This window comes from Psychrobacillus sp. FSL W7-1493 (assembly GCF_038004905.1).
Taxonomy (GTDB): Bacteria; Bacillota; Bacilli; order Bacillales_A; family Planococcaceae; genus Psychrobacillus.
Map to the genome: position 1 here is coordinate 97,621 of NZ_JBBOSB010000002.1, position 18,693 is coordinate 116,313.

General features: G+C 37.8%; 22 protein-coding genes. 14 read left to right on the forward strand and 8 right to left on the reverse strand.

The features are described 5' to 3' along the window. The first annotated feature begins 169 nt into the window (after positions 1-169). Both trhO and MKX96_RS17960 read left to right on the forward strand, forming a co-directional pair. Positions 170-1,114 (forward strand): oxygen-dependent tRNA uridine(34) hydroxylase TrhO, encoded by a 945-nt coding sequence (trhO, locus tag MKX96_RS17955; RefSeq protein WP_340886292.1) that lies wholly within the window; start codon positions 170-172, stop codon positions 1,112-1,114. Positions 1,115-1,327: 213 nt separating this feature from the next. Further along, a complete protein-coding gene (locus MKX96_RS17960) occupies positions 1,328-1,765 on the forward strand; it encodes a GNAT family N-acetyltransferase (RefSeq protein ID WP_340886295.1) in 438 nt (145 codons plus the stop codon). A 58-nt stretch (positions 1,766-1,823) separates the two neighbouring features. Here the strand turns inward: MKX96_RS17960 and MKX96_RS17965 are convergent, their stop codons facing one another. Beyond that, the gene (locus tag MKX96_RS17965) at positions 1,824-2,036 is read right to left on the reverse strand and encodes a hypothetical protein (protein WP_169359300.1); all 213 of its coding nucleotides are present in this window, start codon (positions 2,034-2,036) and stop codon (positions 1,824-1,826) included. A gap of 202 nt (positions 2,037-2,238) precedes the next feature. Between MKX96_RS17965 and MKX96_RS17970 the strand changes: the two genes are divergently transcribed. From MKX96_RS17970 to MKX96_RS17990, 5 genes are all read left to right on the forward strand, one after another. Continuing rightward, complete coding sequence (locus MKX96_RS17970; protein ID WP_169359299.1) at positions 2,239-2,883, forward strand: FMN-dependent NADH-azoreductase; 645 nt, start codon at positions 2,239-2,241, stop codon at positions 2,881-2,883. Between the two features lie 9 nt (positions 2,884-2,892). Continuing rightward, positions 2,893-3,054 (forward strand): hypothetical protein, encoded by a 162-nt coding sequence (locus MKX96_RS17975; RefSeq protein WP_340886298.1) that lies wholly within the window; start codon positions 2,893-2,895, stop codon positions 3,052-3,054. 280 nt (positions 3,055-3,334) lie between these two features. Further along, the gene (locus tag MKX96_RS17980) at positions 3,335-3,718 is read left to right on the forward strand and encodes a GntR family transcriptional regulator (protein WP_340886300.1); all 384 of its coding nucleotides are present in this window, start codon (positions 3,335-3,337) and stop codon (positions 3,716-3,718) included. 3 nt (positions 3,719-3,721) lie between these two features. Then, on the forward strand, positions 3,722-4,834 hold the full coding sequence (locus tag MKX96_RS17985; protein WP_340886303.1) for a DUF1648 domain-containing protein: 1,113 nt from the start codon (positions 3,722-3,724) through the stop codon (positions 4,832-4,834). Positions 4,835-4,948: 114 nt separating this feature from the next. Further along, the gene (locus MKX96_RS17990) at positions 4,949-5,620 is read left to right on the forward strand and encodes an SOS response-associated peptidase (RefSeq protein WP_340886305.1); all 672 of its coding nucleotides are present in this window, start codon (positions 4,949-4,951) and stop codon (positions 5,618-5,620) included. Positions 5,621-5,711: 91 nt separating this feature from the next. Here MKX96_RS17990 and MKX96_RS17995 read toward each other — a convergent pair whose 3' ends face one another. The 6 genes from MKX96_RS17995 to MKX96_RS18020 form a co-directional block, all read right to left on the reverse strand. After that, positions 5,712-5,912, reverse strand: a complete 201-nt coding sequence (locus MKX96_RS17995; protein WP_340886307.1) for a YjcZ family sporulation protein — start codon at positions 5,910-5,912, stop codon at positions 5,712-5,714. A 187-nt stretch (positions 5,913-6,099) separates the two neighbouring features. Continuing rightward, positions 6,100-6,291 (reverse strand): hypothetical protein, encoded by a 192-nt coding sequence (locus tag MKX96_RS18000; RefSeq protein ID WP_169359294.1) that lies wholly within the window; start codon positions 6,289-6,291, stop codon positions 6,100-6,102. A 393-nt stretch (positions 6,292-6,684) separates the two neighbouring features. Further along, complete coding sequence (locus MKX96_RS18005) at positions 6,685-7,377, reverse strand: SRPBCC domain-containing protein (RefSeq protein WP_340886311.1); 693 nt, start codon at positions 7,375-7,377, stop codon at positions 6,685-6,687. 2 nt (positions 7,378-7,379) lie between these two features. After that, entirely contained in the window at positions 7,380-7,685 is a 306-nt protein-coding gene (locus MKX96_RS18010) for an ArsR/SmtB family transcription factor (protein WP_169359292.1), read from the reverse strand. A gap of 99 nt (positions 7,686-7,784) precedes the next feature. Beyond that, a complete protein-coding gene (locus MKX96_RS18015; protein WP_340886314.1) occupies positions 7,785-7,967 on the reverse strand; it encodes a hypothetical protein in 183 nt (60 codons plus the stop codon). Positions 7,968-8,109: 142 nt separating this feature from the next. Continuing rightward, entirely contained in the window at positions 8,110-8,550 is a 441-nt protein-coding gene (locus MKX96_RS18020; protein ID WP_169359291.1) for a peptidylprolyl isomerase, read from the reverse strand. Positions 8,551-8,763: 213 nt separating this feature from the next. On the opposite strand from MKX96_RS18020, the gene MKX96_RS18025 reads away from it, so the two are divergent. The 3 genes from MKX96_RS18025 to nhaC all read left to right on the forward strand — a co-directional run bounded on the left by MKX96_RS18025 (position 8,764) and on the right by nhaC (position 11,654). Further along, positions 8,764-8,958 carry a YwbE family protein gene (locus tag MKX96_RS18025; RefSeq protein ID WP_169359290.1) on the forward strand — a complete coding sequence of 65 codons (195 nt, stop codon included), beginning with the start codon at positions 8,764-8,766 and terminating at the stop codon, positions 8,956-8,958. Between the two features lie 60 nt (positions 8,959-9,018). Next, positions 9,019-10,122 (forward strand): amidohydrolase, encoded by a 1,104-nt coding sequence (locus MKX96_RS18030; RefSeq protein ID WP_340886320.1) that lies wholly within the window; start codon positions 9,019-9,021, stop codon positions 10,120-10,122. A 92-nt stretch (positions 10,123-10,214) separates the two neighbouring features. Next, the gene (gene nhaC / locus MKX96_RS18035; RefSeq protein ID WP_340886323.1) at positions 10,215-11,654 is read left to right on the forward strand and encodes a Na+/H+ antiporter NhaC; all 1,440 of its coding nucleotides are present in this window, start codon (positions 10,215-10,217) and stop codon (positions 11,652-11,654) included. Between the two features lie 90 nt (positions 11,655-11,744). Here nhaC and MKX96_RS18040 read toward each other — a convergent pair whose 3' ends face one another. Then, the gene (locus tag MKX96_RS18040; RefSeq protein WP_340886325.1) at positions 11,745-12,980 is read right to left on the reverse strand and encodes a hypothetical protein; all 1,236 of its coding nucleotides are present in this window, start codon (positions 12,978-12,980) and stop codon (positions 11,745-11,747) included. 87 nt (positions 12,981-13,067) lie between these two features. On the opposite strand from MKX96_RS18040, the gene MKX96_RS18045 reads away from it, so the two are divergent. From MKX96_RS18045 to MKX96_RS18060, 4 genes are all read left to right on the forward strand, one after another. After that, complete coding sequence (locus MKX96_RS18045; protein WP_340886327.1) at positions 13,068-14,180, forward strand: mandelate racemase/muconate lactonizing enzyme family protein; 1,113 nt, start codon at positions 13,068-13,070, stop codon at positions 14,178-14,180. Between the two features lie 14 nt (positions 14,181-14,194). After that, a complete protein-coding gene (locus tag MKX96_RS18050) occupies positions 14,195-14,881 on the forward strand; it encodes a GNAT family N-acetyltransferase (protein ID WP_340886329.1) in 687 nt (228 codons plus the stop codon). A 208-nt stretch (positions 14,882-15,089) separates the two neighbouring features. Then, complete coding sequence (gene helD / locus MKX96_RS18055; RefSeq protein ID WP_340886332.1) at positions 15,090-17,276, forward strand: RNA polymerase recycling motor HelD; 2,187 nt, start codon at positions 15,090-15,092, stop codon at positions 17,274-17,276. Between the two features lie 145 nt (positions 17,277-17,421). Beyond that, positions 17,422-18,657 carry an MFS transporter gene (locus tag MKX96_RS18060; protein ID WP_340886334.1) on the forward strand — a complete coding sequence of 412 codons (1,236 nt, stop codon included), beginning with the start codon at positions 17,422-17,424 and terminating at the stop codon, positions 18,655-18,657. Positions 18,658-18,693 lie beyond the last annotated feature (36 nt).

The following is an 18,693-nucleotide window of genomic DNA, read 5'->3' on the forward strand; positions in this document are numbered from 1 at the left end:
AAAACCTTAAAGTTATAAGTGGAAAATGGCTTTCCTGTTAGACTTATCAGACATTAAAACTCTTTGAATTATTTCGTGATTATTTTTTGACAAAACTAACTATTTAACTTCTCCCTTTAAATTTGTTATGATAAATTGATGGACAAAATTTGAAAAGGTGGAGTAAAAAATGGACACAAATGCATACAGAGTATTACTTTACTACAAATATGTCCCGATTGAAGATCCAGTAACATTTGCACAAGAACATCTTGCTGCATGTAAGGAACTTGGGTTAAAAGGGCGTATTTTAGTATCGAATGAAGGTATAAACGGAACTTGTTCCGGAACAATTGAACAAACAGACGCATACATGGACATGATGAAAGCAGACGAACGTTTTGCTGACATGGTGTTTAAAATAGATGAAGCGGAAGGACATGCATTTAAGAAAATGCACGTTCGCCCTAAGCGTGAAATTGTTCACTTAGGATTAGAGGAAGATATCAATCCTAATGAATTAACAGGTAAATACCTGTCTCCAAAAGAATTTTATGAGCAAATGCAAGCCGAAGACACAATAGTTATCGATGCTCGTAACGATTATGAATTTGACTTAGGTCATTTCCGCGGAGCAATCCGTCCAGATATCAAAAACTTCCGTGATCTTCCTGAATGGATTCACGATAATAAAGAGCTTTTTGAAGGTAAAAAGGTATTAACGTATTGCACAGGCGGAATTCGCTGTGAAAAATTCTCTGGTTGGTTAGTTAGAGAAGGATTCGAAGATGTTGCTCAACTGCACGGAGGTATTGCTACCTATGGTAAAGACCCAGAAGTTCGTGGTCAGCTATGGGACGGTCAAATGTACGTATTTGATGAGCGTATTGCTGTTCCGATTAACCAAGTAGAGCATGTGGTTGTAGGGAAAGATCATTTCACTGGAGAGCCTTGTGAACGTTATGTAAACTGTGCAAATCCGGACTGTAATGACAAAATTCTATGTTCGGAAGAAAATGAACATAAGTATCTTCGCAGCTGTTCACACGAATGTCGTGTACACCCGCGTAATCGCTATATTGTAGAACATAAATTGACGGATGAAGAAGTAGAAGCAAGATTAGCTGCTATCTAATTTCGTTTGCTAAAGGACTGTGCTTTTAAGCGCAGTCTTTTTTTACTTTTTTTAAGACGAGCCTGCATCAGAAAATAAGATTTAATGGGTACGTGAATGATGACATTCTATTTGTGGAAGGATAGAAATATATTGATGTAATAGAGGTTATTCGCTTCTGTATATCGAAAGTTACTAGGAGTTCGTTTTTACAAATAGAATGGAGGAGCGTATATGGCAATCGAAGTAAGAAGAATTTCTGATTTGAATGAGGTCGACGTATCCAAGCTAATTCAAGAAAGCGAAAAAGAAGGGTACCGTTTTGTATCCAGGCTAGCTACTGAGTATGAGGACGGTACAAACAGGTTTAGTGAGCAAGGGGAGGCACTATATGGTGCTTGGAATGAAGGAGAGCTAGTGGCAATTGGAGGCTTAAATCGAGATGTTTTAGGAGCAGATTCTGCTAGATTGCATCGTTTTTATACGTTGCCTGATTATCGAAGAAAAGGAATCGGCAGTGAACTTTTTAAAGCAATTTTAGAGGATGCTAAAGGTCAGTTCAACGAAATCACGACTAAAACCGAATCCATGAAAGCGGATGCTTTTTATCGGGCAAACGGCTTTATATTTGACCGCAGATCTCCTGACACCACTCATGTAATAGGACTTTAAACAACAATTCTATAAGGTGCTCTTTGTGAAGTTATTTACAAGGAGCACCTTTTTATATTCAATTCTTAGGTTCCTCTAGATGCTTTTCTTCTCGCATAGCTTTTCGCTCCAAAAGCATAAAAGCCTCGTTTTCTAAACGCAAAAGTTCTATCTCTAATTCCTTTTGTTTATGCTGCTGTTGTTTCACTGTTACGTAGCCACCCATAGCGATTAAACTCAGCAAGGATAAGCCAATAGTTGAAAAAATAAAGATAGCAATAATATCCTCCAAGAAATGCACCTCCCTTTATATAAATAGTATAACAAATACATTAATAGTTAAAGTTTCCAAGGATAAGAAAAACATAGAAGCAAATAACTAACAGGAGCTAACCTTTTGACAGTCTTCTTATATTAATATAATATAAGGAAGTCTCGAATTTGAGATAAATAAAAATATAAAAATATATGGATATTATAGAGGAGTTATAAAAATGAACGTATTAGTAGTAAAAGCAAATAACCGACCAGCAACAGAAGCGATTTCAAGTAAAATGTATGAAACTTTCATGGCTGAACTTGAAGGTAAAGATGTAAACGTAACAGTTTATGATGTATATGAAGAGGATACTCCATACTTCGGACAAGACCTTTTCAATGCTTTCGGTAAAGTACAAACTGGTGGAGAGTTGACGGACGTTGAATCTCGCTTATTAGCAGCTAAACAAAAAGCAATGGATCTATTAACTGCTGCAGATGTTGTAGTATTTGCATTCCCATTATGGAATCTAACAATCCCTGCTAAATTACAAACTTTTATTGATTATGTATATGCTGCAGGCTTTGCATTTAAATATGATGCACAAGGCAACATGGTTCAATTAATGACAGATAAAAAAGCAATCTTCTTAAACGCTCGTGGTGGAATTTATTCTACACCTGAGGCAGCGCCAATGGAAATGGCTGTAAACTATATGCGTGCAGTATTTGGTGGAGTATTCGGTATGCAAATCATTGATGAAGTAATTATTGAAGGTCACAATGCTATGCCTGCTAAAGCACAAGAAATTATCTCAGCAGGTATGGAAGAAGTAAAAGCTTCTGCTCAACGCTTAGTAGAGTTAACAGTAAAAGGATAATAAACATATTTGGAACCGGCAAGATCCTCAGAGATCTTGTCGGCTTTTTTTGTTGGAATGAGTCCTGTTTGCGGAAGAATGGTAAGTGTGAAGGGCTCCGTAGTTATTGATAAGCATCAGGATTGGATCGGGATTGTCGTAAAACTTCAGTTAATTGTAGTAAAAGAATGAGGGATTGTAGTAAATGAATGCTTGATTGTAGTAAATCGAGTCAGGGAAATAAGCCTGGAAAGGGATTGTCGTAAAATTTCCAGTGATTGTAGTAAAAGAGTGAGGGATTGTAGTAAACGAAGCCTGGATTGTAGTAATTGAGGCGCGGATTGTCGTAAAACGACCCAAGATTATCCAGTAAAACAATGGATTAGCCAAAAATAAAAACATTTTGATATACTACATATAGAACAGAGTGTTATAATATATATAGAACAAGAGGTAAATAGGAGGTCATGAAATGTTTATAGAGATAAAGCCGAATTCATCTGTGCCGATCTATTTACAGCTAGCGCAACAATTGATGGAAGGAATGGCTAGAGGAGAACTAAAGCCAGGGGATTCCTTGCCATCTGTTAGAAGCTTTGCCAGTGATTTGGGTATGAATATGCATACGGTTAATAAGGCTTATCATCTTTTGGAGGAGAAAGATTTCATTCAAATTGTTCCGAAGTCAGGGGTAATTATACAACCAAAAGGTATGGAAAAAGCAACAGATCAACAAAAGCAAGTGTTAGCTGAACAGATTCGCCCATTGTTAGCAGAGGGGATGGTATTGCAACTTTCAGAGGAAGAAATGGTTGTAATGGTACGAGAGCTTGTTCGACAAATTAAGGAGGGGTAAATAATGATTTTGTTGTTATTTGGATTTATTCTTTTATTTATTACAATTTTACAGGCATACATTCCAAAATTTTTAAAACCAACGATTGTGTTTGGTGTAAACGTTCCTGAGCAGCATGAAAAGGACAAGGAAATCCTTCAGTTAAAAAATAGATACACAGCTGTAGTACTTTTTGTTGGGTTAGTAATTTTTGCGGGCTATATTGCTTGGGCGTTGCTTCAAAATCCTCAGGAAGAAGTATTAGCTCTTGTTAGTGTTGGAGTTCAAATTGGTGTTCTATTTTTGAGCGTCGCCTATTACTTCATCATGCATACGAAAATGAAGAAATTAAAGGAGCAGCGTCGCTGGTTTTCCGACAAAAATGAAGTGAAAGTAGTAGATTTAGGATTTCAAGAGAAGCTTCAACTGCTGCCGAGAATTTTATTTATTATTCCCATGATTGTATCGATTGGGCTTATATTTTATACGCTTTTAAAATATCCACAGATGCCGGACATGATTCCTACTCATTGGGGTCCAACTGGGGAAGCGGATGCTTTTAGTGAGAAAAGCTATCTTACTGTTATTTCCCTTCCACTAATTTTATTGATAGTGCAGGTAATGTTTTTATTTACTAGCGAGGGAATTAAAATGTCGGGAACAAGCATTAGCCCTCAACGCAAAAAAACTTCCGTTAAGCAGCAGCTTGCATTTCGGAAATACTCTAGCTGGCTCTCTTTTGTCATGTCGGTAGGAGTCACCTTGCTGATGGGATATCTTCAGTTACAGACTATACATCCTGAAATAACCTCTTCCCTTGTTATGATTGCTTTACCAATAGGATTTTTGGTGCTAGCTTTTGCTAGTGTAGCTATTTTTACTGTAAGAGTTGGTCAAGGAGGATCACGTTTGAAAGTAGGGGAGGAAGAAGCGGTTGTAGGAAATCCTCATATTACTTCTGTAGATGATGATCGATTTTGGAAGGGCGGTATTTTCTATATCAACAAAGATGATCCAAGTGTTTTTGTAGAAAAACGCTTTGGAGTTGGCTGGTCTGTCAACTTTGCAAGACCGCTAGCTTGGTTATTTATTTTAGGACCTATCGTGCTCATTATTGGTATTTCATTTCTCTTATAGAAAATGTCTCTAGAGTAAAACACTCTAGGGATCTTTTTAATTTTTGTCTGCGTTTGAACGAACGATAAATAGGAAAAGGATATAGGACAGGTAATTAGAAAGGAAGGTTCACTTATGTGTGGGCGTTTTAGTCTATATACGGATATGGAACAGATCAAAGAACAATTTGATGTGCAGTTTGTATCCAATGAAGAGGATTATTATCCTAATTATAATATAGCCCCTTCTCAGTCTGTCGTAGCTATTATTAACGATGGAACCAGCAATAGAATGGGGCAGCTACGGTGGGGTTTAATACCCAGCTGGGCAAAGGACGAGAAGATAGGTTACAAAATGATCAATGCAAGGTCTGAAACAGTTGATGAAAAACCTAGCTATCGTAATGCTTTTACACAACGAAGATGTATCATACCTATGAATTCCTTTTATGAATGGACCGTAAATGAAAAGGAAAAGGTTCCAATGCTTATAAAAATGAAAAACAATGAACTATTTGGAGTAGCGGGAATATGGGAGACCTGGAAAAGGGATAATGAAGAAACGGTTCATTCCTGCACTATTCTCACTACCGAAGCTAATTCTTTAGTAAAGACTATTCATGATCGTATGCCAGTCATACTTCCACCAGAAAAGTTCGGGAATTGGTTAGATCCCAACCTTCGTGATAAAGATAGGCTTAAAGCAATGCTCAACCCTTATGAATCAAACCTAATGCAGGCTTATCCAGTTTCGAAGGAAGTAAATACTCCAAAAAATAATTATGCTGAGCTCTTAAACTCATTATAAAATAACTACATGTAATAAAAAAAGACAGGCTCCTAAAAGCCCGTCTTGTGAGGTGAAGTATAGTAACTAGGAGGAACATTAACACATTTATTTAGCAGGACTCTCCGCCAACATAACCGCCGCCACTTCCATATCCGAAAGTACCAACTACGATGATTAAAAGAATAAATAAAACAACTAATAAAGCAAATCCAGAACCCATGCCAGCTCCGCCGCCTGGGTAACCGCCACCGCCAGTGTTACCGCCGTATCCACCACCGTAGCCACCACCACAATAATTTGAATAACTCATTATTAACACCTCCTCCTCGCTAAGAGTTATCTTATTTATATGTAGAGGGATAGGGTTAGACTGATGAATATGTAACGATTTTTCATATTATTTTTTAGGCGAAACAAAAAAATATTGGGTTCACTAGTATTGACGGGATATGGTGGGATTGGACAGGTAAGTAAAACTGTAATAAAAAAACGAGCAGCTATGACTGCTCGTTTGTAACTTCCATCGTCTCTTCGGTAACCTTCCAATGCTTAGAAGGAATAATATTATTATTTAACTTTAGAACAAACTTATGGGCATCCTCATAAGTTGTAAAAGTTTTATTGAATTGGCTGTTGGAATTTTTCAAGGTCTCTGTTGTACCATTGATTTTGCGAGTGATTAGAAACATAGGTACACCTCCGCCTATCACTATTTTGTTATAATTTATTATACCTACAAAAACATATAAAAGGTATAAATATACAAATTTATATTATAATTGTTACTATATTGTAATATAGTAACCAAATATTAAAAAAATAATTAATTATGACTATAAAAGGAATTTATTTACAACGTAATGGGTTTTGCTGAGATGTTTTAAGAACTGAAGTACTGTTATTAAAAATCGATGCAATGAGTTGGAAGGAAAGTGCTTAAGAGGGTAGATCTTATAAAGCTGTAGGTGGCGAAGCGAGACGGTTGATGGATAAGCCTTTACGCTTAGTGACGAGAGATGGATTCTTCCTAACATAAAGTAGGCTCTCGAAGGAGGGCCTACTTGGATTCCAATATAGCAGAATTAATTGAATTGACCAAAACCAACCGTATGAAGGCTAACCGGCAGTTCATGCCCATTTCGATTAAGAGAAATAATTAAATTTTGTCCGGGATTACATGAAAATACATACCTTTCCAAGTCGTCATAGCATTGAATCGGATTTCCATTTACTGCTGTAATCACGTCATCTACTTCTATTAACCCATCCGCTGGAGTAGAGGCTATTACTTGAACTACTTTAGTTCCTTCTCGTTTATCCGCAGTACGATGCAAGACACCAATCCAACTTTTCCAAAAGTTTTTGCGTAAATCCATTTCCTTTTCTAATACACTCTTAAGGTTTAACATGAACTGATAAGTACCAAAAAGCATATTGTCCATTTCCATTAAGCCAATGTCCCCAGTCCAAGAACCTGTATATTCAATGGAGACAAGGACACCATCTGCTTCAGTAGTAATGGTCCATGTGGTCAATTGCTTGTCGTTCCCTTGCAAAACGAGCTTTTGTTCTTCCTCTAACTCTATTATAGTTCCTACATAGCTAGCGCCCCACCCATAATCTAGGGTTACCTGTCCGCCGATTCTAATATCCATTTCGCAGCTTCTGGTTTCCCAGGCATTACGTTCGTCTGCTTGTGTAAGTGCTCTCCATACCCTCTCAGGTGTAGATTTTATGAAGATTTTCCTTTGAACCGACTGAACAACTTTCTCCAATTTTAATCCTCCTCTAAATAGTTTTTTAGCTTCGTGAGCTTATCCTCTAATATCAAGCCAATCTCTTCTTGCAATTTTTTATAGTGAACAGCAAAATTGTCTTGCTTTAAACGATAGAGACGATATTTCCCTTCTCGCCTTTCCTCAATTAATTCCTCTTCTAGCAATATAGTGAGATGTTTTTTTACTGCAGGCTGGGAGATTGGGAAATGATCAACTAGCTCGGTTTGAGTACATTCCTTTTGAGACAATATGGTGAGGATACGACGACGTATGGGATCTGCTATTGCTCTATAAATGTCCGTCAACAAATGACCTCCTCATCACATAACCTTTTGGTTATATATAAAATATACAATAATGGATAAGCGGTGTAAATATATAGTTGTAATATTTAGTTTAATTTATTAAGACTTACTAGTGTCTGTCTTCTCCATTAGCTTTCTTACATTCTCTTTTGGGTTCCAACAGTTGAATTTATAAGAGGGTTCAGTTTGAAAGCCTAATCGTTTGCATTTATAATGCATGCCTTTAGTCGTTTTTTCACTGCTAAAATGAATGCAAGTTGCACAGCAATGGAAATCCTTCATCCTTTTACCTCCTAAAATGTACTGCTCTGTTTTTATTGTTCAGTGATATACGATACTGGGGATTTAGCTGGGGGGAGGGGTGTGACTTTGTTATTTAAAATAGGCCTTGGAATTAATCACCCCAAGACCTAAAATATCTAACTTAAGCTTCGTCGAATACTTCGACTTTTTCCATTTTGTCGCCGTTTTTCATAGCTTTTGCTACTTCTAAACCACTAGTTACTTTACCAAAAACAGTGTGAACACCGTTTAAATGTGGTTGTGGTTCGTGAACGATGAAGAATTGGCTTGACCCAGTGTCTTTTCCAGCGTGAGCCATAGAAAGGCTTCCAGCTTCGTGTTTGTGAGGATTTCCAGCAGTTTCACATTTAATAGTTTTACCGCTTCCGCCCATACCTGTACCAGTTGGGTCTCCACCTTGGCTTACAAAACCAGGAATTACACGGTGGAACACTACACCATTGTAGAAACCACTGTTAGCTAATTCTTCAAAGTTAGCTACTGTGTTTGGTGCTTCGTTTGGATATAGTTCAAATTCAATTTTGTCCCCAGATTCCATAAGGAAATAACCTTTTTTCGCCATTATAAAACACTCCTTTTGTAATGAAAATTCTTTCACAGTATAGCATGAACTCTTGCTTTTTCCAAAGAACATAGCTGTTATTAGCAGTTGTAGTGTACTAAATATAAGATGGCGCCCATTTCTTCTAAAACTTACTAAGGAAAACCGGTTTCAATTAAACAAATGGATGTAAGCATGATATGAAAGTGGTACGATACAAAAAGAGGTGATTATATGAACGGACAAAATAGAAAAGACATTCACGCAGGACTAGAAGTTTATATTATTTTGAAGAAGGATCAGCGTACCGGTAACAAAACAAAAGGAATCGTTCAAGATATTTTAACGAATTCTTCCTTTCATCCACACGGTATTAAAGTAAGACTCACAGATGGTCAAATTGGCCGTGTATGTGAAATCATAAAGTAAAAAATTGGGGCTTCAAAAAAGCTCTAAAAATAAAAAAGTGTAAAGGGAGAATGAGAAAAGATGCAGGTAGAATCTCAAATTTTAGAGTGGTTTGAACATTTTCATAAATACCCCGAAGTTAGCTGGAAGGAATTCGAAACAACGAAAAAAATAACAGAAATTCTTGATTCGCTCAATGTACCTTACCGACTTTTTAATGATGTAACCGGCCTCCTAGCAGAGATAGGAGAAGGTGACGAAGTAATAGCAATTCGTGCAGATATAGATGCTTTGTGGCAGGAAGTGGACGGGGTTTACCGAGCCAATCATTCATGTGGTCACGACGCTAATATCTCTATGGTTTTAGGAGCCCTTCTTTTATTGAAGGATGAAAAATTAAATAAACGTATTCGTTTCATCTTCCAGCCTGCAGAAGAAAAAGGAAATGGTGCGAATTCTATGGTCGATAGAGGAGCGCTTGAAGGAGTTACGCATCTCTTTGGTGTGCACTTAAGACCGATAGAAGAACTACCTTTTGGTAAGGTCTCACCAGCAATTCATCACGGAGCAGCTATGTTTCTTGAAGGTAAGATTAAAGGAATGGATGCCCATGGAGCCAGACCTCATCAAGGGCAGAATGCAATTGATGTAGCAGTCGCTATACATCAATCCTTAAAGAACTTATATTTTTCTCCTTTTGAAGCATATTCCGCGAAACTAACTAAAATTCAGGCTGGCGGTGAGAGCTCTAATATTATTCCTGGTACAGCGAGCTTTTCAATTGATGCACGCGCTCAAAAGAATAGTGTGCTAAAACAAATGAAAGTACAAATTGAAAAGAATTTACATGCTCTTCAAGCTCTTTTTGATATAGATATAGAATGGGAATGGCAGGATATCACTCCAGGAGCAGAAGTCTCCAATGAGGCTGCTTTAATAGCAAGAGAGGGTATCGTGGAAGCAATAGGAGAAGAGAGCCTGGCGGAAGAGGTTATCACATCTGGTAGTGATGATTTCCATTTTTATACGATTAGACAGCCGGATTTAAAGGCTACTATGATTGGGGTCGGTGCAGACCTTTCTCCCGGTCTTCATCATCCACATATGTCTTTTGACCGTAAAGCCCTTTATATAGGCGCTCAAGTCCTTATGAAAACGCTTTTACAAATTGCCAAAAAAGATTGACGAATTTTTAATAAAAGATTAATATATCCCTAATAGCGACTAATAAACGACAATTTCTAATAATTGAAAAAGTCGCGAAGGGGTGAAGTGGAATGGTAGAAAAGAAGGAACAAACAGAGAAAAAAGAAATGTCATTAATATGGGCTGTAACGCCTTTACTAGTAATGATTATAACAATGGTTATAGCTGTCGTTAAGCTGGAGCAAGGTCCTCACATTCCGCTAATAGTTGGTACAATCGTAGCAGCTATGGTTGCTTGGAAGCATGGCTTTAAATGGGATGAAGTCGAGGAAATGATGTATAAGGGGATCAAACTAGCGCTTCCAGCTGTAGTCATCATTATATTGGTCGGCCTCATAATAGGAGCTTGGATCGGTGGCGGTGTAGTTGCGACCATGATTTATTTTGGTCTAAAAATTATTACACCAGCATTCTTTTTAGTCACTATTTGTGTGATTTGTATGATTGTCTCTCTTGCCATTGGTAGCTCCTGGTCTACGATGGGGACTATCGGGGTTGCAGGTATGGGGATTGGTCTAAGCATGGGGATTCCAGCTGCTATGATTGCTGGTGCAGTTATTTCTGGAGCTTATTTTGGAGACAAGATGTCCCCGCTTTCTGATACTACCAATCTTGCAGCTGGTCTTACAGGGACAGATTTGTTCGTACATATCCGACACATGTTTTATACAACTATACCAGCAGCTATTATTGCGTTAGTAGCTTACGGTCTGTTAGGAATGAAATACAAAAATAGCAGTATTGATCAGGAGAGCATACAGCAAACAATAAATGTACTTGATCAAAGCTTTGTAATATCTCCATGGTTGTTATTAATCCCGTTAGCAGTAATTGTATTAGTTGCTGTAAAGGTACCTGCTATACCAGCTTTAGTGGTGGGGATTTTACTAGGATTCCTTTCTCAAATTTTTGTACAAGGGGGAGATGTAGCATCAGCTGTTAGTGCTCTTCAAAGTGGGTTTGAGATTAAAACAGGTAACACAATGGTGGATGAACTATTTAATCGTGGTGGATTGGATTCCATGATGTATACCGTGTCGATGACCATTGTGGCGATGACATTTGGTGGTATTCTCGAATTTTCAGGGATGCTTCAATCTATTATGAATCAAATTTTAAAGCTAGCAAAGACTGCTTTTTCGATGATAGCTTCTACTATATTAGCTTGCTTTACAACGAATGCGACATGCTCTGAGCAATATATCTCCATCGTTGTGCCAGCGAGAATGTTTTCTAAAGCATATACGAATATGGGACTCCACTCTAAAAACCTATCACGAGCTTTAGAGGATGGAGGGACATTGACTTCTGTGTTCATACCTTGGAACACATGTGGCGTTTTCATATTAGGAACATTAGGAGTAGGGGCTTATGAATATGCTCCCTATGCAATATTAAACTTTACAGTGCCAATTATATCTATTATCTATGCAGCGGTAGGGTTCTCCATTGTAAAAATTACAGAGGAAGAAAAGCAAGAGATTTTAAACAAAGAGATTGCCGAAGCGTAAAAAAGAAAGTTCAGTGACAAGCTGAACTTTCTTTTTTATAGGTTTCATGATTGAATACTGATAAAAAGATTAGTTGATGCCTATACATATTTATTGGTAGGTAGGAAAATTAAATTCATAAATCGCTCGGGGACGGCCTTGCTGGTACGTCATTTCTTCCCCAACAATGGATGCATAACCTTTGTTCAACAGCTTCTTTAGTATCCTTTCGGTAGTCCTGCGGCTGACCTTTAAAAAGATCTCTAAATCATGTGCCGTAAACTCAACTGAATGATGGAGGCGACTAAAAAGCATAATTTTAGATAGATTTGCTGGACTTAAAGTTGTTTCCTTCGCCAATACAACTAGCCTAGGATCGCTCGTTCTTAAATTGATCTTGTTCTCTTCCTGGAAGAGTGGGCTAGTCAATTGTTTTTTCTCATTCATAAGGAAGACTGTATTTTCTGTCGCATGTGCTAAAGCATCTTTTGCATTTTCACTTGCTTCTATTGCTGTCGTTCCATAACCAAAGGCAATACGAATTGGTGTACTAAAAAACTCAAGCCAATTATTAACCTTATTGTGCTCTAAGGCTTGCTGAACCTTACCTTGAGTAGTAAATAGCAAATAGAGGAGGTCATCTGCTTTCACAATAGAAGCATCAATCGAATCTGTAATTCTTTTTAATGCTGTTGCTGTGTTCATGTCTTGTTCGGTAAGGGAGATGGAACAAACGGCAATCTTAGCAGCCTCACTTTTTGTGAGTAATGCCAATGACCTAGTTTCTTCAAGGGACTTTAAAATAGAGTTTTTAGGATCAATCATTCGTATAACAGGTATTCCCCTTTGTACCAGGGTCTCATAAACTGCGTGCACAGAGGTGATAGCCAATTTTGTTTTTTCGTTCCTTTGTAGGTTTATATGAAAGGAAGTCACTTCCTCTAAAGAGAATGCAGGATCTACTTGCATAAGGAAGGGGACAGAAGCAGTTTGATTAATATCCTGAAGGACACTCTCTACAAGGGCTGGTTCCATTAAATCCATGGAAATATGATGCATAGGGGTACTGCAGGTTGCTAATAATGTAGTGGCAACAGAAGTACCATCCTGTTTTAAATAATAGGAAGGTACCGGCAACAGCTCTCTCTCCTGTACTGCATATAGGTAGGGGAGCGAACCGGAGAAAAATACAGCGTCGCATGGTTTTATATTTTTTAGTAGTTCCTTTGCTTCTTTTGGAGTATGATATTGATAATAATCCAAACGGATAGAAGGAATTTCTTGTTCGAAAAGCTTCAAGCGATCTATAAAGTTTCTAGAACCAAGTACTGCTATACGTGTTTGCATGACATCCTCCTTTTTTTAAAACATTAACGACTATTTAACGACAACTATAACTAAAAAATATAAAAATGTAAAGGAAGTTAGAAAAATATGAAAATTAAAGAAATAGAAATTTATGCTATTAGATTACCATTAATTGCCCCATTTATCATCAGCTATCATACATACGATGATATGCCTTCGATTATAGTTAAGCTAACAACAGAAGAAGGTTTAATTGGATATGGGGAGGCAGTAGCAGACGAGCATGTAACAGGGGAAACGTGGGAGAGCACTTATGCGATGCTGAAAAATACGTTAGCTCCGGCTTTGATTGGAGAAAATCCAATGGAATTTGAGCGACTGCATGAAAAAATGGATAAGGCGGTCTATCAAGCTCCAGCAGCTAAAGCAGCCTTAGATATTGCTTGTTACGATGTAGTTGGTAAAAAACTAGGCGTACCTGTATACCAATTGTTAGGTGGGCGTTATCACGAGCAATTTCCAGTTACTCATGTATTGAGCATAGGATCACCAGAGTCTATGGCAGAGGAAGCAGAAAAACGTATGAAAGAGGGCTATACATCGTTTAAAATGAAGGTTGGAACAGAAGTACAGGCGGATGTACAACGTATACAAGCCGTTAGAGAAAAAGTAGGTAATGAGGTTGCTATCCGAGTGGACGTAAACCAAGGGTGGAAGAACAGTGCGAACACAATTTCTGCCATGCGTCAGTTGGAGCATACCGGATTAGATTGGCTAGAGCAGCCCGTTATGGCCGACGACTTCAATGGGATGGTAGAGGTCAAGGCAAAAACTAGTACCCCGCTTATGATGGATGAAGGGTTGAGAGGAATACGAGACATGCGTGAATTAATAGAAAAACAAGCCGCGCATAAGGTGAATATCAAGCTGATGAAATGTGGGGGTATATACCCTGCTATGAAACTCGCTCATATGGCAGAAATGGCTGGAATGGAATGCCAGATTGGCTCGATGGTAGAGTCTTCTATTGGTTCAGCAGCAGGTTTTCATGTGGCATTTTCTAAAAAAGCATTTACGAGTGTCGAATTGACCGGTCCACTTAAATTCTCGAAGGACGTTGGGAATTTGCGCTATGATGTCCCATTTATTAAACTGAATGAGTGTCCGGGTTTAGGAATTGATGTGGATGAAAATATGTTAAAAGAGTTAACCGAGTTCTCCGTAAAAGTCATGAAGTAAGAGGAAGTGCGTCAATGAAAGAGTGGACTGTCAGTCTAGGGAAAAAAGATTATCCAGCTAGAGAATTAACAATAGACAACATGGAACAAATTTTAGCGTTACAGAGCATTGTTCTCCAGCATTTAGAGAACAAAGAGTTTTTACAGCCTCTAACAAAAGAGGAATTTGAAGACTCTCTTAAGCATCGATTAATGGTAGGGGTATTCGCTGATGATGAGCTGATTGCATTTCGAACGCTTGCCATCCCAGTGATGGATGAGAATCACCTTGGCTATGACATTGGTCTTTCGGAAGAGCAGCTAGGTGATGTAGTTTATCAGGAAATTACAAATGTCCATCCAGAGTATCGAGGCTACGGTCTTCAAAGAAAACTAGCAGACCTAGTAATGGAGCTCCTGCAGAATTCTCCGTACACATACATTTGTGCAACAGTAGCACCTTTTAACTTTGCTAGCTTGAAGGACAAGCTTAGTCAAGGAATGGTTATTAAAGCTCTCAAACGTAAGTATGACAACATGCTACGTTACATATTTTACAAAAGGCTCGACGGAAATGATTATATTGTATTTGGTGAAAATCAGATGAATATAAAAATGTCTGACATAGAGGAACAGCAAAAGCTACTTAAAGCAGGCTGGGTAGGCACCAACATTCTACAAAAAGAAGAAGAGTGGTACGTAGTCTATAAAGAAACGATTTAAGGTAAAGGGAATACCTTTAGAGCTATAGCCTTGAGGTAACTCTTATAAATTTTTGCTTATTTGCATAGACTATAAAAGGCAGGGACACTAGTGTCTCTGCCTTTCTTATATATTCATTATAGCAGATTTATTTTTTTATTATAAGACTGCAAATTGTTAGAATTTTTTGTAATAATACATAAGCATGCTATGTCAGGGAGGTTAGTGGATGGAAAAACATATTTGGGATGAGGAACAGCGACATTTAACCACAGTAGTTGAAAAGCTAACGGGACATATAGATGTTCTTCAAGTTTTTCTTAAAAAGCAAAAAGGTGAACTAATAGAAGAGCGGCAATCCGTTTCAAAGGAGTTCTCAGATTTGTCTGATGAACGTGGAATTGATTTTGCAACCATACTACCTACTCTCAAGGAAAAAGAACTTCGTTATATCCATGTTAATGACGTGCTTTCTAAGTTAGAGCTACTCTATAAAAGTGCCTATTTTGGACGAATTGATATAGAGGATGAACAACTGGAGAGCCTTTATATTGGACTCGCTACGTTTGGTGAAGAAGATACAGGTGATATCATTATCCATGATTGGCGTGCCCCTATATCCAGTCTGTTTTATGAAAACAAGTTAGGTGAAGCGTTCTACCAAATTCCTAGTGAAGAGATGGTGCCCGTCCAGATTCAAAGACGCCGACAATTTAAAATCTCCTACGATAATCTTCTACAAATATTCGATGCAGACATGTATATCGGTGATGAGGTGCTGCAAAGCCTTTTGACGGATACAGCAAAACAAAAGATGAAGAGTATTGTGACGACCATTCAAAGTGATCAGAATGCAGTTATTCGTTCAGAAAGTCATCGTAATATGATGGTGCTAGGACCACCGGGAAGTGGAAAGACATCTGTAGCTATGCAACGCATCGCTTATCTTCTATATCAATACCGCAGGACGCTTTCCGCCAAAAATATTATGCTTATATCCCCAAGCGATTTGTTTAATGATTATATTTCCAATGTTTTACCAGAATTAGGAGAGGAGAATGTCGTACATTCAACCTATTATCGTTTATATAAAGGGATGAGGCGTCTTCCATTATTGGCAGAGACCTTTTATGAAAATGTAGAGCGGCTACAAAACGCCGACTTGATACATCAGGAAAGCTTTTACTGGAAAAACTCAAATGCTTATGCAATTCATCTCGTACAATACCTACAGGATTTAGGATTGGCAGGATTACCTTTTTACACATTAAGCATTGGCAAGAAAGTTTTTATATCAGCTACAGAGCTTCAAGAATTGTTTTATCGAAAATATACAAACTTGGAAATAGACTTCCGTTTAAAAAAGATCCGTAATCACTTGATGCCTAGGTTAAGGGAATGGAAGGAACAAGCGATTTTGAGGAGATACGAGGAACTTAGAGGAGTCGACCAATACATCGGTGATGACGAGGATTTGATTAGACAGAGTAAAAAAGAGATAGAAAAGCAGTACTCACCCCTCCATAGTGCAATAGAAGAACTGGGATTCGTTAACATCCTGAAAATTTATACGGGTTCCATTAGGAGTATGGATACAACGGAGGCTAGAAAAGTCTATGAATTAACGATTCGACAAATAAAATCCAAACAACTTTTTTATGAAGATTTAGGTCCACTTATGTATATACAAGCTAGAATCAAAGGGATTGACAGAAACCTAGACATCAAGCATATTGTAATCGATGAAATACAGGACTATTCATTTCTTCAGTTTAAAGCTATTCAGCAGCTTTTCCCGAAAGCTCACTTTACCTTGCTGGGAGATAAAAACCAGGTAGTACATCCAACCGAAAAAGATCAGGTGCCAAGGGAGCTTTCCGATATATCAATAGTAGAACTTAACAAATCGTATCGTTCTACGCATGAAATTACAGATTTTATGAGTGATATTTTAAAACAAGACAAGGTCCTCTCGCTAGGAGTGAGTGGGAGAAAGCCATTAGTAAAAAAAGTGGATAAGGAGCAACGGCTAACGGAAATAGAAGCAGTGGTAGATTCTTATTATGAGACCAACACCTCTTTGGTTATATTATGTAAGGACATGGCAAGCTGTCGGATGCTCTTTGAGGAATTGAAGAATATCATTCCCACTATTCAACTAATATCACAGGAACAAAAGGTATATATGAAAGGGATATTAATCATGCCAGGATACATGGCAAAGGGGTTCGAATTTACGACTGTATTAATAGCAGACGCTGACCAAGCGGTTTACGCTGGGCCCTATGACAAGTTTCTTCTCTACACTATGGTATCGCGAGCAACCAGAAACTTAATTATTTTCTATCGTATAGAGCTTACGGAGGCTTTGAAACAAATCCAAAAGGACTTATATCTTACGGAAACCTTAAAATAAAACAAAGAAACCCACCTTTACCTCCTGTAAAGGTGGGTTTCTTCGGTCAAAGGTATGAGGATGATTTAAGACCATTGGCTGAATGCAATCCATGTCAATTCCCTTACATTAAGAATAGTAAGAATATTTGAGAGGGTGTTTGACGATGAAAAATTTATATAAAGATTCGCGATTTTGGCTGATCATACTGGCTAATATAGCTTCCTCTATTGGTTCTGGAATAACAATGATTGCAATCCCTTGGATGCTCGTGACAAGTGATGAAGGAAATACTGTCTTCGGATACATTACAATCACAATGACAATCATTAGTTTTATGATAACGCCTTTTGTGGGTTCTTTAGTGGATAGAATGTCCAGGAAAAAATTACTTTTAATCAGTGAAGTAGTTTGTTTAATCGCATTAGTGTTTTTTGCTTCCATTGGATTCCTTGGGTTATCCTATGAGATCTGGCATTATACACTAATTTATATGATTGGAAGTCTGTATTACACTATTTTTTATCCCACTATGTTTGCGATGAATCAGGAGATTTTTCATAAGGATCAGTATAAATCTTTAAACGGGACGATGGAGGTACAGGGGCAGCTTTCTAGCATGATAGCTGGAGGAGTAGCTAGTATTTTGTTGATGAAATGGGATTTACATTATATTTTACTATTAGATGTTTTGACTTACGGAGCAGCTATTTACTTCTATGTTAAACTTCCTTATACCAGAGCGAAACAATCAGAAGCAGAGAAGGAAGAGAAGGGTAGAGCTTGGGATGGGTTAGCTTACATGATGGCACGTCCAGCCATGTTCGTTTTTTTGATATTTGCCTTTATGCCCTTTATAGGAGTTATGCTGACGAATTATTTATTTCCTGTTTATTTAGTGGAAGTACTAGAGGCGGACGCTAGCGTATATGGCTTGGAGGGAATGATATATGCAGCTGGAGCAGTGCTAGCAGGGGCATTTGTTCCGATGCTTGCGAAAAAGCTAGGAAATGAGAAGACTATTATAGTAGGAGTGCTTATTTATACCGTTGCCATTTCTTTGATTGTTTTTGTAGAGCTGCCTATTTACCTATCGTTAATGTTGTTTTTAGCTATTGGAAACAGCGGGGCTCGAGTAGCGAGAAATTCGTTCCTGATGGATCAAGTTCCGAACAAGATTATTGGCAGAGTTGATAGTTTGTTCCGTTCTATTGGTTTACTCATTAGAATATTATTACTAGGTCTTTTTACAGGAATGGTCTCTTCCGGATTAATTATCATATGTTTCTATATATTAAGTGGCCTATTGGTCGCGTCGGCCTTCATGGTTACAATTAGCTGGAAGAAAGGCTTTGTGGTAAGAAATAAAAAAGCTATTTGTATAGAAGAAGTCAGTATATAAACTAAATCAATCAAACAAAACTGCTCTTAAGTATGA